General features: G+C 71.1%; 12 protein-coding genes. 6 read left to right on the forward strand and 6 right to left on the reverse strand.

The window, feature by feature from the left end; all coding sequences use genetic code 11:
* Window positions 1–12 precede the first annotated feature (12 nt).
* The 4 genes from JOD64_RS33695 to JOD64_RS03260 form a co-directional block, all read right to left on the reverse strand.
* Window positions 13–1,161, reverse strand: a complete 1,149-nt coding sequence (locus JOD64_RS33695) for a sensor histidine kinase (RefSeq protein WP_204940832.1) — start codon at window positions 1,159–1,161, stop codon at window positions 13–15.
* Between the two features lie 167 nt (window positions 1,162–1,328).
* Window positions 1,329–2,027: a hypothetical protein gene (locus JOD64_RS03250; RefSeq protein WP_204940833.1), complete on the reverse strand. Its 699-nt coding sequence runs from the start codon at window positions 2,025–2,027 to the stop codon at window positions 1,329–1,331.
* Window positions 2,028–2,062: 35 nt separating this feature from the next.
* Entirely contained in the window at window positions 2,063–4,321 is a 2,259-nt protein-coding gene (locus JOD64_RS33395; RefSeq protein ID WP_204940834.1) for a TOMM precursor leader peptide-binding protein, read from the reverse strand.
* Between the two features lies 1 nt (window position 4,322).
* Window positions 4,323–4,517, reverse strand: coding sequence for a hypothetical protein (locus JOD64_RS03260; RefSeq protein WP_204940835.1), 195 nt, complete (start codon window positions 4,515–4,517; stop codon window positions 4,323–4,325).
* 285 nt (window positions 4,518–4,802) lie between these two features.
* On the opposite strand from JOD64_RS03260, the gene JOD64_RS03265 reads away from it, so the two are divergent.
* The 3 genes from JOD64_RS03265 to JOD64_RS03275 all read left to right on the forward strand — a co-directional run bounded on the left by JOD64_RS03265 (window position 4,803) and on the right by JOD64_RS03275 (window position 7,322).
* Window positions 4,803–5,408, forward strand: a complete 606-nt coding sequence (locus JOD64_RS03265; protein WP_204940836.1) for a response regulator transcription factor — start codon at window positions 4,803–4,805, stop codon at window positions 5,406–5,408.
* A 130-nt stretch (window positions 5,409–5,538) separates the two neighbouring features.
* A complete protein-coding gene (locus tag JOD64_RS03270) occupies window positions 5,539–6,501 on the forward strand; it encodes an ABC transporter ATP-binding protein (RefSeq protein WP_204940837.1) in 963 nt (320 codons plus the stop codon).
* Window positions 6,498–7,322, forward strand: coding sequence for an ABC transporter permease (locus JOD64_RS03275; protein WP_204940838.1), 825 nt, complete (start codon window positions 6,498–6,500; stop codon window positions 7,320–7,322). The genes JOD64_RS03270 and JOD64_RS03275 overlap by 4 nt, the downstream gene beginning before the upstream one ends.
* 582 nt (window positions 7,323–7,904) lie before the next feature.
* Here JOD64_RS03275 and JOD64_RS03280 read toward each other — a convergent pair.
* Window positions 7,905–9,020, reverse strand: coding sequence for a hypothetical protein (locus JOD64_RS03280; protein ID WP_204940839.1), 1,116 nt, complete (start codon window positions 9,018–9,020; stop codon window positions 7,905–7,907).
* Window positions 9,021–9,364: 344 nt separating this feature from the next.
* Here JOD64_RS03280 and JOD64_RS03285 point away from each other — a divergent pair, with 344 nt between their 5' ends.
* The 3 genes from JOD64_RS03285 (at window position 9,365) to JOD64_RS03295 (ending at window position 12,830) form a co-directional block, all read left to right on the forward strand.
* Complete coding sequence (locus JOD64_RS03285) at window positions 9,365–10,825, forward strand: multicopper oxidase family protein (RefSeq protein ID WP_204940840.1); 1,461 nt, start codon at window positions 9,365–9,367, stop codon at window positions 10,823–10,825.
* 72 nt (window positions 10,826–10,897) lie between these two features.
* A complete protein-coding gene (locus tag JOD64_RS03290) occupies window positions 10,898–11,737 on the forward strand; it encodes a 2-amino-3,7-dideoxy-D-threo-hept-6-ulosonate synthase (protein WP_204940841.1) in 840 nt (279 codons plus the stop codon).
* Complete coding sequence (locus tag JOD64_RS03295; RefSeq protein ID WP_204940842.1) at window positions 11,709–12,830, forward strand: 3-dehydroquinate synthase II; 1,122 nt, start codon at window positions 11,709–11,711, stop codon at window positions 12,828–12,830. The genes JOD64_RS03290 and JOD64_RS03295 overlap by 29 nt, the downstream gene beginning before the upstream one ends.
* Window positions 12,831–12,959: 129 nt before the next feature.
* Here JOD64_RS03295 and JOD64_RS03300 read toward each other — a convergent pair whose 3' ends face one another.
* Window positions 12,960–13,634 (reverse strand): PhzF family phenazine biosynthesis protein, encoded by a 675-nt coding sequence (locus tag JOD64_RS03300; protein ID WP_307813200.1) that lies wholly within the window; start codon window positions 13,632–13,634, stop codon window positions 12,960–12,962.
* Window positions 13,635–13,779: the final 145 nt, after the last annotated feature.

A 13,779-nucleotide genomic window follows, 5' to 3' on the forward strand; every position in this document is an offset into this window, starting at 1 on the left:
CCTCCCGGCCGGTCAGGACGCGAGCTGGGCGGGTGCCTCCACGGCGGCGGGCAGGCTGACCGGCAGCTCCGCCCGGAGCCGGAACCAACCGTCCGGAGAGCAGCAGGTGACCAGGCGGCCGCCGAGTGCCCCGGCCCGGTCGGCGAGGTTGCGCAACCCGCTGCCCCCGTGCTCGGACGGCAGGCCGGGCCCCTGGTCGGCGCCGTCGTTGGCGATGGTGAAGAGCACGCGCCCGCCCTGCTCGCTGACCAGCACCTCGCAGTTGCGCGCCCTGCTGTGCCGCAGCAGGTTGGTGACCCCCTCGCGGAGCACGGTGGCGAGCACGGTGCTGACCGCCTGCGGCAGCGCGGGATGATCGATCTCCATCCGTACCCGGATGCCGGCGGCGGCCAGCACCGACTGCGCCGAGCGGGCCTCGTCGCCCAGCGACATGTCGCGGTAGCCGCTGGCGAGCTCTCGTACGTCAGCCAGCGCCTGCCGTGAGATGCCCAGGATGTCGTCCAGTTCGGCGAGCGCCCGGTCCGGGTTGCGGACCACCAGGCGCCGGGTCAACTCGCTCTTGAGGGTGACCGCGGAGAGGCTGTAGCCGAGCAGGTCGTGCAGGTCACGGGAGAAGCGGAGTCGTTCCCGGATCACCGCCAACCGGGCCAGTTCGGTGCGGGTCGTGTGCAGTTCACCGACCAGGATGGACATCTGGGACAACCCGTAGACGATGAGGCCGGTCAGCACCGTGGACACCGTCGTGTACGCCACGAGCAGGACCTCTGTGGTCATCGCCGACTGGATCACCATGGTGCCGAACACCGTCGCCGCGAAGGCCACGACCGAGCGGGGAGGCGCCAGCATCAGCAGGAAGCTGCCCGCGACGAAGCCCGGCATCCCGACCCAGGACTGGCCGAAGACGAGGAACGGCAGGAAACCGAGCAGCGACTGGGCAATGAGCAGCCCCAAACGGGCCGGCCCGGCGAGCCGACGAGCCCGATCGGTCAGGAAGAACAGCTGCAGTGACAGAAGGCCGCCCATCGACACCAGGGCGAGCACGACCGCACGCGGCTCCTGTGCCGCCTCGATGATGTTGAGCAGCGCGACCAGGCTGAGCCCGGTGACGACGGTGGCGACCACGGCCCGGGCCAGTCGCGACGCCGTGGGTCCGGTGCGCACGTCGTCGTTGGGCGGTCTCGAATCGTCTGGTGGTGTCCGGTCCATGTGCACGCCCCCCGAGCGCCGATCTTCTCCGCGCGAGCGTATGCGGTCACGCCCTCGCGGCGGATCCGCGATAACGGCGGAACCTGATGTTAAGGTCTGCGCCGCCCGAGCGGGGGGCAGCATCATTCGTACGCCCGCCCCGCGGACTGCCCGTCCCCACTGGTCGCCGCCGCCCGCTCGGTATGCGCGCCTGCGACCGCCACGCCCGTCGCGAGCAGATGCGCCACCGCCTCGCCGACCAGCGCCGCCGGCAGTCCGACGGCCGCCGTCAGCCCCGCCAGGGTGCGCGGCACGGCCAGCGCCTCGACCAGCGGGCCGCCGTCCGGGCGGTGCAGGACCACCCGGTACGCGCTGCCGGGCAACTCCAGCACCAGAGCACCCGACTCGCGGCGAGTCTGGACCGCCGGGGAGAGCCACACCGGGCGGTCCACGGGCGGCGGCGCCAAACAGAACACCGCGCTCGGGGTCAGCGGCACAGCCGAGAGCCACGGACCGAGGCCGTCGTCCAGCCCCACCGACCGGACCACCACATGCTGAAGGCGGTCCAGCAGCGCGGACAGCCGGCGACGCCGGTCCTCGACGCCGTCCTCCGCGACACCCTGGAGAACGTTCTCCAGGGACACCGGGCCGAAGCTCATCCGACGCAGCGACTCCACAGTCGTCGGGTCCGGATCGTCCACCCGGATCTCACCCCACCGGGTCAGCAGCAGCACGCTGCCGTCCGGGGCGCCGGTCTCCACGAGCACGTCCTCCGGGAACGACCAGAGTGCGACCGTCCTGACCTGCCGGCCGGGCTGCCACCACGAAATGTGGCTGTTCACCTGGGCCCTCCTCGCTCCGGCGACGCGCCAGTGGATCAGACAAAGATCGGGATGGGGTTCAGGTCCTCGTAGCGGGTGGCGGTCTCGAGCCGGCCGAGTTGGACCGGCAGGTCGTAGAGGCGCCCCGGCGCGAACCTGGCCCAGAAGTGCCGCAGTCCCGGTACGAGCACCTTCACCACCGGCAGGTCGATGTCCGGTCGTGTCTGGTCGAGCACCAGCAACTCCAGGCCGTGCGCCGCCACCGCCCGCTGCACCGTGCGGACGTCGTCGCGCAGGTCGGTGCCCGGGACGTAGCCGTAGTCGGCGGGCGTACGGGCCGACACCTCGGCGTTCGGCCTCAGCCAGGGTTGGTTGGCCACGGTCGCGCTGGCCCACCAGCGGCGGGCCTCCGGGTCGTCGCAGGCGTACCCATGTCCGTCCGCGTCCACCTCCACCACGGCGGGCAGCAGCTGGTTGACCTCCGTCAGGGCCCGGCGCAGCGCCACCGTCGGGTCGAGATGCGCACCGAAGCCGAAGACGATGTCCTCCGCCGGCTTGTCCGTCCGCCGGGACAGCGCCACGAACGTCGGCACGCCCAGGTCGGCGGTCAGGTCCAGGGCCCACACCTCGCGGCGCAGCCGGCGGTGCACCTGCCGCAGCTCGACCATCCACCCGTCGGCGAAGGCGTCGAGGTCCACCCCCGGCTGCCGGGTGCGGTTGTACCACCACAGCGCCACCGCGTCGCGCTCCACCAGCTCGAAGAAGCCCTGGCAGATCGCGTCCTCCAGGCTCGCTCCGGCGGCGTTGCCGTTCGAGTCGGCCCGCAGGCAGCGCTGGCTGGCCTCCGCCGGGGTGCCGTAGTAGAGCAGGGCGGTGGGGAGCAGGCGCTGCCGCCCGGCGGTCAGCGACCACACCGGCGTCCAGTCCAGTTCGGCCTGCTCGTCGAAGCGGGGACCGATGTATTGAAACGCCGAGTGCCGGGTGTTCCAGGCCGCGCGGTCGGCGTACTGGCGATCGTGGAACAACTGCACCGAGTTGGGGTGGATGGCCTCGTCGCCCAGCTCGGCGAAGCGGCCCCGGATGCGCAACTCGTCGCCGTGGAACGTGCCGGACTGGCGCTCCAGCGCCTCACAGAGCGCGCTCACCCGAGCCTGCTCGGCGGTGGTGCCCTTGCCGCCGTGTTCGCTGCGCAGACCGCGGCGCAGGTCGTCCAGGCCGCGCACGTCCAGGGCCAGGTTGGCGCCCGCACGGTAGGAGTGCAGGAACTCCGGCCCGTGCGGGTCCCGGCGGATCTCCCGGACCAGCCCGGTGACCGGGCTGACCAGGTGCTCGTACCGCTGCCACACCTGCTCCGGTGAGAGCGCCCGGTGGCCGCCGCCGTCGGTCGACGCCTTGGGCCGGCTGACCGGAGTGACCGGGCGGCGGGTGCGCTCGCGGACCAGCTGCGGGTCGCCGCAGGAGGGGCACTGCGGGCGGGCCCGCAGCTCATGATGCCGCCCGTCGAGGGTGAGGGTGTCCACAGTCCACACCGCCTGCTGCCCGGCGTAGCGGTGGCCGGCCAGCCACTTCGTCGCCTCGAGGGCGACGAGTTGGGCGGCGACGGCGGTCGACGGCGGCACGGCGGCGACGGGACGAGGCACCGGCCCGACCCGTCCGAGGACGCGCTGCACGTACGCCTCGGCCCGTCGATGCAACCAGAGCCGGTGCGCGAGGCAGTGCCAGCAGGCCTGACCCGGTTGCAGCACCGGGCCGATCCAGAGCTGGGTGCCGACCGGGCGAGCCAGCAGCCAGGGTCGGGCGGTCTCGCTCTGCCGCCGGTCCACCGCGGCCAGCTCGGCGTCGAGGTAGTCGGCGCAGAGCACCACGTCGAGGTCGGCGGCGCCCTCGCCGGTCATCAGGGTGAGGCCGGTGGTGGTGCAGGCCTCGCGTACCGCCGTGTCGTCGACCCCGCCCACGGCCTGGACGCGGACGGCGGCGCTGGTCAGGGCGGAGGTCGCGGCACCGCTGTCCAGCCCGGCCGACTCCCAGTACGCCACGGCTCGCGGGTCGTGCTGTCCGACAGTTGGCGTACGGGCGACGAGCAACCCGGCCTCGGCCAGGTCGCGGACCAGGCCCGCGCATTCCTCCGGTGCCTCCCGCAGCACGGTCGCCACGTCGCGGGTGCCGTCGAGCAGCGGGGTGAGGTGTTCCATCCGGGCCGCTTGGACGGCCGTCACACCGTGCTCCGAGAAGAGGTACGTCGCCTCGCCGGCGACAACCTCCGGGCGCAGGTGCCGCCGGAAGCCCACAAGTGACGGCTCCGCGACCCCGGTCATCTCAGGCGGCCCGCTCGTCGAGGGCGGCGTCCGCCAGACAGATCCAGGTGAAGGCGGTGGCCGGTGTGTCGGACGTCGTCCACGCGTCGTGCTGGCTGATCCGCAGGCCGGAGCTCGCACCGGCGAGGCCACGGAAAGCGTTGGCGGTGGTGCCCGCCACACGGGCGTCGCTGGCGGGTGCGGATGAGTGCGCCATGGTGATCCTCGTTCCAGGTGAGGCAGGGGATCGACTCGCCCTGCGATGGGAAAATCGTGTCGTCGCGAGGGCGTCCGCACCAGTGCCGACGTCACCGACCCGATGTGAAAAACACACGTGGTCGCGGCATGAGATTTTCAGGCTCGCCGACTGTGCAATTTCATGCTCGCCTCAGGATCGGCGCACTGTTCCGATCGCGGTCGCGTCGCCATGCTTTTGGGCAACGTCGAATTGGCCTCGGCAGCGCCGGCCACCGACGAATTCTCTCACCAGCGGGGTGGCCCAATGAGCATTCGAATTGTCGTCTGCGACGACCACGCTCTGGTCCTGGACGCGTTCGCGGAGACGCTGCGGACGGTCCCGGGCTTCGAGATCGTCGGTCTCGTCAACGGTGGCCAGCACGTGGTCGCCACGGTCCGGCAGCTGCGTCCCTCCATCGTGATCCTGAGCATGGGGATGGCCGGCACCGACTGCCTGCAACTCGCCCGTCAGGTACGCGAGGCACTCCCCTCCTGCGGCGTCGCGCTGATCGCCGCCGCGCCCACCCGAGCCCTGGTGGATCGCGCGGTGGAGGCGGGCGTGCTCAGCGTGATCCCGAAACACGCACGCCTGTCCCACCTGGTCGGCGCGGTCCGCGGGGTGGCCGCCGGCTGCCTCACCATCGACCCGGCCCTGATCGGGCCGCCTGGGGCGCGGGCGCAGGCCCTGTCCCACCGCGAGAGGGAGATCCTCAGCCTCACCGTCGGCGGCGCCTCGGTGAAGGAGATCGCGAAGGAGCTCTTCCTCTCCGCCGGGACGGTCCGCAACCTCTCCTCCTCCGCGATGCGCAAGCTCAAGGGGCGCAACCGTTTCGACGCCGCCCGCATCGCCTACGAGCAGGGCTGGCTCTGACCGGCCTGTGACATCTGTCCCGGCCTGCGGTGATGTCGGTCAGCGACGCCGCTTTCCGGCCGCCGGGCGCCCTAGCGTCCGGGAAAACCAATCGAAAGGGAACAACCGTGACAGCACCGGAGCACCCCCGATGAGCGCCCTGGTCGTGGACGGACTGCGCAAGCGGTACCGCGACCACGAGGCCGTGGCCGGCATCGGCTTCACGGTCGAGCAGGGGGAGATCGTCGCCCTCCTCGGCCCGAACGGCGCCGGCAAGACCACCACACTGGAGATTCTGGAGGGCTTCCGCAGCCGCGACGCCGGCCGCGTGGAGGTGCTGGGCCGTGACCCCGGCGACCGGGCCGAACGACGCTGGCTGCGGGAGCGGGTCGGCCTGGTGCTCCAGGACATCGCGGTGGAACCGCACCTGCGTGTCCGGGAGACGATCGCCCGCAGCGCCGGCTACTACCCGGCCCCACGTGACGTGGACGAGGTGATCGAGCTCGTCGGACTCGGCGAGAAGCGCGACGCCAAGGTGAAGGACCTCTCCGGCGGGCAGAAACGCCGGCTGGACCTCGCCCTCGGCGTGATCGGCGACCCGAAGCTGCTCTTCCTCGACGAGCCCACCACGGGTTTCGATCCGACCGCCCGCCGCGGCGCGTGGGAGGTCGTCCGCAGCCTGCGCGATCTCGGCACCACCGTCGTGCTGACCACCCACTACATGGACGAGGCGCAGGCGCTCGCCGATCAGATCGTGGTGCTCAACGCGGGCCGCGTGGTGGCACAGGGCACCCCGGAGACGATCGGTGGCCGAGACACCGCCCGTACCCGGATCCGCTTCGCCCGGCCCGACGGGGTGGCACCGGAGGAGCTGCCCGTCGTCCCCACCGAAATCGACGAGACGAGCGTGACCCTCGAGGTGGACGACGCCACCGGGGCGTTGCACCGGCTGACCGGCTGGGCGCTGGAACGCGGAACGTCGCTGCACCGACTGACGGTGGAGCAGCCCACCCTCGAGGACGTCTACCTGAGCCTGACCGGCGACGCCGCCGGCCGGCCCGAAGCCGCGTCCACGCAACGTCGGCAGCGCCGCAGGAACCGGAGGGCAGCATGACCACGTTGAATCCCGTCGCCGTCGGCGTCACCGACGAGACCGCCGACGGCCCGTCCGGCCGTCGCCGCAACGACCTGGCCGTGCTGCTGCACCAGATCCGGTACGAGCAGCTGTCGTTCTGGCGCAACCCGCAGGCCATGATCTTCACGTTCATCTTCCCGCTCGCGTTCATCGCCATCATCGGTGCCGTCTTCGGTGGCGGGGAGGCCAGTGACTTCTTCTACGGCCGCACCGGCATGCAGTACTACACGGCGACCATCGCCGCCGTGTCGGTGCTCGGGGCCTGCTACGGCCAGCTCGCCATCGCGCTCGCCGCCCGACGGCAGACCGGAGTGCTCAAGCGACTGCACGCCACCCCGCTGCCGGCCTGGATCTACTTCGCCGGGCTCCTCGCACACTGCCTGATGGTCAGCGTCATCGACGTCATTCTGGTGGTCGGCGTGGGCGCGCTGTACGACGCGCCGATGCCCTCCGACTGGGCCTCGGTCGGTGTCACGCTGCTGCTGGGCTCGGTCTGCTACTGCGCCCTGGGTGCGGCGGTCGCCTCTCTGGTCAGCAACTCGGAGGCGGCCCCCGCGGTGGTGCAGTTCGTGCAGTTCCCGCTCGTGTTCATCTCCGGAAGCTATTTCCCCATCCACTCCGACACGTTGAACACCCTTGCCGGGCTGCTGCCCGTGAAGCCGTTCAACGATGCACTGTTGTCGGCGTTCACCACCGGCGACGGCCTGCACTGGAAACAGCACGGCGTGCTGCTCGCCTGGGGTGTGCTCGGCACCCTGATCGCCGTCCGCCGGTTCCGCTGGGACCCGCGCCCGGAGTGATCCGCGGCCGTACCGGCCCGCCAGCACGGCGGCGTCCGGACGGTGAGTTCCGGCCCTGGTTCCGGAGCTCGCCGCCCGGACGTCGCCGTTCTCGGCTGCGGCTGCGGCTGCGGCTGCGGCTGCGGCTGCGGCTGCGGCTGCGGCTGCGGCTGCGGGACCCTGGTCGACGCAGGAGCGCGGCACGGCGTGGAAGCCGGCGCCCCGTCATCGGGGCAGGGACGTGCTCACGCAGCTGGATCGCGCTCACGGTGGAACGCGCCCCTCGGTGGCCCTCCCGGGTCTGTCGAGGGGCGTACGGCCGTCTGGACGGGTGGCGTCCGGCGCCCCTGGATGGTGGCCAGGGTGAGCCCTTCCGGGTCCGCCTGCGGGTCGCGCTGACCGATGGGCAACGGGACCGCCACGGTCGGCACGGCGATGCGTCGTCCGGCATGGCGCCGCGTTGGTCGGCGCGGCCGTGCGGAGTCCGACACGGTGATGCGTCGGTCGGCACGGCCGTGCGGAGTCCGACACAGGCGACTGCGCCCGACCCTCGGCCGAGGCCGTGGATCGGGCGCAGTGGACCGGCGCTGTGGACGCCGGGCGTCAGTGGGCGAAGGCGGTGAGGTTCCAGCGCTGGCTGCGCAGGCGATCCTGCCAGGGTTCTCCCAGCACGTCGTCGATGGTCTCCGCGACCGCGTGGCACATGTAGTAGCGCTGTAGCGGGGACACGGTCAGCAGCGGCAACTGCTGGTAGAACAGGTTCGTCAGCAAGCTGTACGAGGCGAAGAACGGCGACGGAGACTCGGTCACGCCCGACTCCCCCACCGCCCGGTGGAAGTCGCTGTCGGGTTCACCGGCGAGGCGCCGCCGCGGCCCACCGTCCGGGCCCACCGAGTCGACCAGGTCCGGGGTGAGCACCCCGCTCGCGGCCGCGTTGTCGAGCGCGCCGGCGCAGTAGCCGAGCGAGGCCCGCCAGCCCGACGCGGCCGCCGACGGCGCGTCGGCGAGCCGGTCGGCGACCACCTGCCGGATCTGGTCGGCCTCCTTGGCGAGGCGGTTGGCGAAGGTGGTCCGGACCTTGCCGGCCGGCTTCGCCCAGGCCAGGAAGGCCTCCGCGTGCCAGCGCAACGAGAGCGCCCCGTACGCGGTGCCGAGGGCGTGCGTGTCGGCGAGCGCGACGAATGCCTCGGCGAGGCGTACGGTCGCCCGTTCCGGGTGGGCGGACAGCTCGTCGACCAGGCGCATCAGCGGTCGGCCGAGCGTGCTGCGCACCACATCCTTGAGCTGGTTGAACGCCGGCGCTGGTTCCTCCATGCCGGCGGCCCAGAGGAACTCCACCAGGCCGTGCGTCCGCAAGGTGCCGTACGGCTGCGGCAGCCCCTCCAGCCGGCCGAACTCCTCTGCCTGTGCCAGGTACACCTCCTCGGTTAGTGCGGTGGCGGGATCCAGCGGCCCGGCGTCGAGCCGCGCGGCGATGGAGTGCCATGGCGGCGGCGGGCCGAAGGCGCGCCGGGCGATGATGTCCACGTGTGGGCCGTGCAACCAGCCCCGCCTGAGGTAGACGATGCGTCCACTGCCCTCGGCGAGAGTCCGCGCGACCGGTACGACGTGGTCGGCGAGCCAGGGCAGGCTCACCGGCCCACGGGTGTACAGGCGCAGACCAGTCACGCCGGTGGTGTCCAGTTCCACGGTGTGCGGTGGCACGGCGTCAGCCAGCATCTCCATGACCTCCCATAGGCATCGGAAACCGTCCACTGGTGCCGGTTCGGATGAGCGTTCCGCCGACTGCCGGCGGCCGTTCCGCCTCGGATCATCCGGGCTTCGGAGCACCGTGGGAAAGCGCTGGAAACGATCCGCTGACAAGTGTCACCCCGCTTTGTGGGCGGCTGTGAAAAACGCACATGACGGAACGTCAGCGGGACGATGACAAGTGTCCCCGACCGACCCGGCGACCCGTTACGGAAGGCCGTTCGCGCCCCATCATCAAGGCGTGGCGCAATGGCCCGGACCGGGCCGCCGGATGCACCGGAATTCGCACCACCCCGTTATCGGAAAGGACCACCGTGTCCACTCGTCGTCAGTTGCTGCGCCTCGGTGCGGCGTCGGGCATCCTCGGCGCGACCGGTGGCCTCGCCAGCCTCGCCGACCGGTTGGCGGCCACGCCCGCCGCGGCGGCCACCGTCGCACCGCCGGCCACCGTCCCGGCGCCGTTCACCGTGCCGCTCACGGTGCCTCAGACACTGCGACCGGTCCGTCGTACGGCCACCACCGACTACTACTCGGTCATGATGCACCGCCGCCGGTTGGAGATCCTGCCCGGCACCCGCACCGAGGTCTACACCTACAACGGTGACCTGCCCGGCCCCACCATCCGGGCCCGCTCCGGTCGCCGGGTGGTGGTCCGGCAGCGCAACCGGCTCGACATGCCGACCGCGGTGCACCTGCACGGCGGGGCGACCACGCCGGACGACGACGGTTCCGGCGGTGTGACGATCGCCCCCGGCGGGGAGCGCGTCTACACCTACCCCAACCATCAGCCGCACGCGACCCTGTGGATGCACGACCACGCCCACCACATGGAGGCCGAGCACCTCTACCGCGGTCTGAGCAGCCTCTACCTGCTCACCGACGCCACCGAGGAGGCCCTGCCGCTGCCGCGCGGCCGGTTCGACGTCCCGCTGGTGCTGCGTGACGCGCATTTCGACGCCGAGGCGCAGCTGGTCTGGACCATGGACGACGTCGAGAACCGGAACACCATCCTGGTCAACGGTCGGCCGACGCCCCGCTTCGAGGTGCAGGCGCGGCGGTACCGGCTGCGCCTGGTCAACTCCAGCAACATGCGCATCTTCCTGCTGCGGCTCGCCGACAGCGGGATCTTCAACGTGATCGGCTCGGACGGCGGGCTGCTGGAGGCGCCGGTCGACACGCCGTACCTGCTGCTGTCCCCTGGGGAGCGGCTGGAGGTGGTGGTCGACTTCGCCCGCTACGCACCGGGCAGCTCGGTGGTGCTGGAGAACCTCATGGGCCCGGGACCGACGGACCAGGTCGGTCAGGTCATGCGCTTCGACGTCGTACCGGCAACAGCGCGGGATCGCAGCGCGGTGCCGGCCCGGCTGCGCACGCTGCCGACGCTACCCACCCCGACGGTACGGCGGCAGGTGGAGTTGCGGATGGACGAACCGGGGACGGGCCACCGGGCGTACATCGACGGAAAGGTCTTCGACCCGGACCGGATCGACACCACCATCGCCTGGGGCACCACCGAGGAATGGACGGTAACGAATGCGAACACCACCATTCCCCACAACTTCCACATGCATCTGGTGCAGTTCCGGGTGCTCGATCGCGGGCCCAACCCGGCCGACCCCACCGAGTCCGGCCTGAAGGACACCGTGACCATCTTTCCCGGCCAGTCGGTACGCCTACAGGCGACCTTCAACACCTGGCGCGGTGTGTACCCCTATCACTGCCACATGGTCGACCACAGCGGGATGGGCATGATGGCCCAATTCAGAGTCGTCTGATCCTGACCTGCTCGAAAGAGACTCCCGGCCCACCGGACCGGGCCGCACACCTTCGGGACAGGAAGGATGAGAATGCCACTACACAGCCATTCGGCACGGTCGTTGCGACTACGCCGACTGCACCATCACAGCACCGCCGGCCTGGTCGTCGCGCCGGTCGACCACAGCATCGCCGACGGTCCGGTGGTGACGCCAAGCCAACCCATCGACCGGCTCGTCGGCCAGCTCGCCGGCGGCGGTGTCGACGCGGTCGTGGTGCACAAGGGCAGCATGCGACACATCGGACCGGACAGGTTCGCCGACATGTCGCTCATCGTGCACCTGAACGCGAGCACCAGTCAGGCTCCCGACCCCGACGCCAAATACGTCGTCACGGCCGTGGAGGAGGCGATCCGCCTCGGTGCCGACGGGGTCAGCGTGCACGTCAACCTCGGCTCGCGGCAGGAGCACCAACAGATCCAGGACCTGGCCCGGATCGCCGACTCGTGCGACCGGTGGAACCTGCCGCTGATGGCGATGATGTACCCGCGCGGGCCGCGAATCGAGGATCCTCGCGACCCGGCCCTGCTCGCACACGCGGTCACCATCGCCGCAGACCTCGGCGCCGACCTGGTCAAGACGGTCTATCCCGGCTCGGTGGCGGGGATGCTCGACCTCACCAGCATCTGCCCGATCCCGGTCCTGGTGGCCGGCGGGCCGCGACGGGGCAGCGAGGCCGAACTGCTGCGCTTCGTCGCCGACGCGCTGGCCGGCGGGGCCGCCGGAGTGGCGATGGGTCGCAACCTCTTCCAGGCCCATGACCCGGAGCAACTGGCGCGCAGGGTGGCGCGGCTGGTGCATCGCTACCCGATGGAACAGATCGACGACCTAGAGGGAGGACACCATGACGGGCAACAGACTGTGCTGGCTTGACATTCGGGCGGCTGGCGAGGCGACCGCGGCCATCGTCGAGGAGGCCGTACACCAGGGCCTGGACGCCGTGGTGGCGTCCGACCCGGCGGCCTTCGCGGGCCTGCCACCGACGCTGGGCAAGGTTCTGCTGCTGCCCGGCGGTGAGTTGCCGGACCACCTCGGGGAGGCCGACACGGTGGTGCTGCCCGACCCGAGCCCGGAGCGGGCCGCGCATCGGGCCGCGCAACGGGCGGCGCACCCCGGTGTGCGCTTCGGTCGCTACGTCGAGATCGTCGACGCGCCGTCCCTCGCCGAGGCCTGTACGGCGGCCCGGGAGGAGGAGGTCGCGGTCCTGGACTTCCGCGACCCCACCAAGATCCCGCTGGAGATCGTGCTCGCCGCGGCGGCCGAGGCCGAGGGGACGATCGTGACGGTGGCCCACGACGTGACCGAGGCCGAGATTCTCTTCGGAGTGCTGGAGGTCGGCTCCGACGGGGTGCTGATGGCCGCCCGGTCGGTGGGGGACGCCACGGCGTTGCGCCGCGCGGCGACCGGCCAGCACGGTGAGATCCCGCTGGTGGAGCTGGAGGTCACCCGGACGCAGCACGTGGGCATGGGCGAGCGCGCCTGCGTGGACACGTGCACGTACTTCGGGCAGGACGAGGGGATCCTGGTGGGTTCCCACTCCAAGGGAATGGTGCTCTGCGTCAGCGAGACGCATCCCCTGCCGTACATGCCGACCCGGCCGTTCCGGGTGAACGCCGGCGCCATCCACTCGTACACCGTCGCGGCGGACGGGCGGACGCACTACCTGAGCGAGCTGGAGGCGGGCAGCAAGGTGCTCGCGGTGAACACCAAGGGCCAGACCCGGCTGGTCACGGTCGGCCGAGTCAAGATCGAGACCCGGCCACTGATCTCCATCGACGCGGTCGCGCCGAACGGGCAAATGGTCAACCTGATCCTTCAGGACGACTGGCACGTGCGGGTGCTCGGGCCCGACGCGGTGGTGCTCAACTCGACCGAACTGCAGCCCGGGGACCGGATCCTGGGCCACCTGCCCACCGCCGACCGGCACGTCGGCTACCCCATTGAGGAGTTCTGCCGCGAACAGTGAGTGACTGTTCGGCACAGAGGCGCGCCCCGCAGGCGTTCATCGGCCTGCGGGGCGCGCCTCTGTCCACGGCTTGATGCGGCACGTGCGGATATTCTCCGGCCTGGCTCGGGTGCGGTGCGGGTGGCACGTTCAGAGGGAGCGGGTTTCCTCAAGGATGACCCGGCCGCCCACCTCGACGGTGTCGTTCGGACCTGGTCGAGTCAGGATCTGCGATCCCTTGCCCTGCATGATGTCCAGCGCCCGGCGCAGCTCGGCGGTGAGCACGATCGCGGACGCTCCGGTGGCTTCATCCTCGACGATGGCGTCGCCCCGGCGGGGAAATCCCCTGGTACGCACCCGACCGGCGGCCTGGTCCTGCCACGCCCACGCGTACAGCCACCCGTCACCTGGCGGCGGACCCGGCAACGCCTCGACCTCCTCGGCTGAGGCGTACTGCTGCATGCGCCTGTCGGGCGCCCACCGCGCGTGTCCCCTGATCCAGGTGAACTCGCCGTCCTGCCAGGTTGGCACCGTGCCCGCCGGCGGGCGTAGGAGTTCCGGCCTGGCGCGGAACCGACTCAGCAGCCAGGACGTGCCCACCAGGGGATGCCCGGCAAACGGCAGTCGCACGCTCGGCGTGTAGATGTCGACGACCCCGGTGCCGGCATCATCGACGAAGACGGTTTCGCTGTAGCCCAGCCGTGCGGCCACGGCCTGGCGGTCCTGCCCAGCGGCCACGGCATCGCCGTCAAGAACAACGCCGAGCTGGTTTCCGTACGTACCGCCGGGACCGCAGAACACACGAAGTACATGGAGATCTGCCACAAAAGCGATGCTATCCACAGCCGGATTGCTGATCCGCGCAGGTCGCAGGTCGCGGCCAATCCGGATGACGGCCCCGTTCAGACGGTGACGCGCCGACCATAACGATGGGCCCGTTGACGATGCGGCGACTGAGCAGCCTTAATCT

It is taken from the genome of Micromonospora luteifusca (assembly GCF_016907275.1).
In the GTDB taxonomy this organism is placed as follows: Bacteria; Actinomycetota; Actinomycetes; order Mycobacteriales; family Micromonosporaceae; genus Micromonospora; species Micromonospora luteifusca.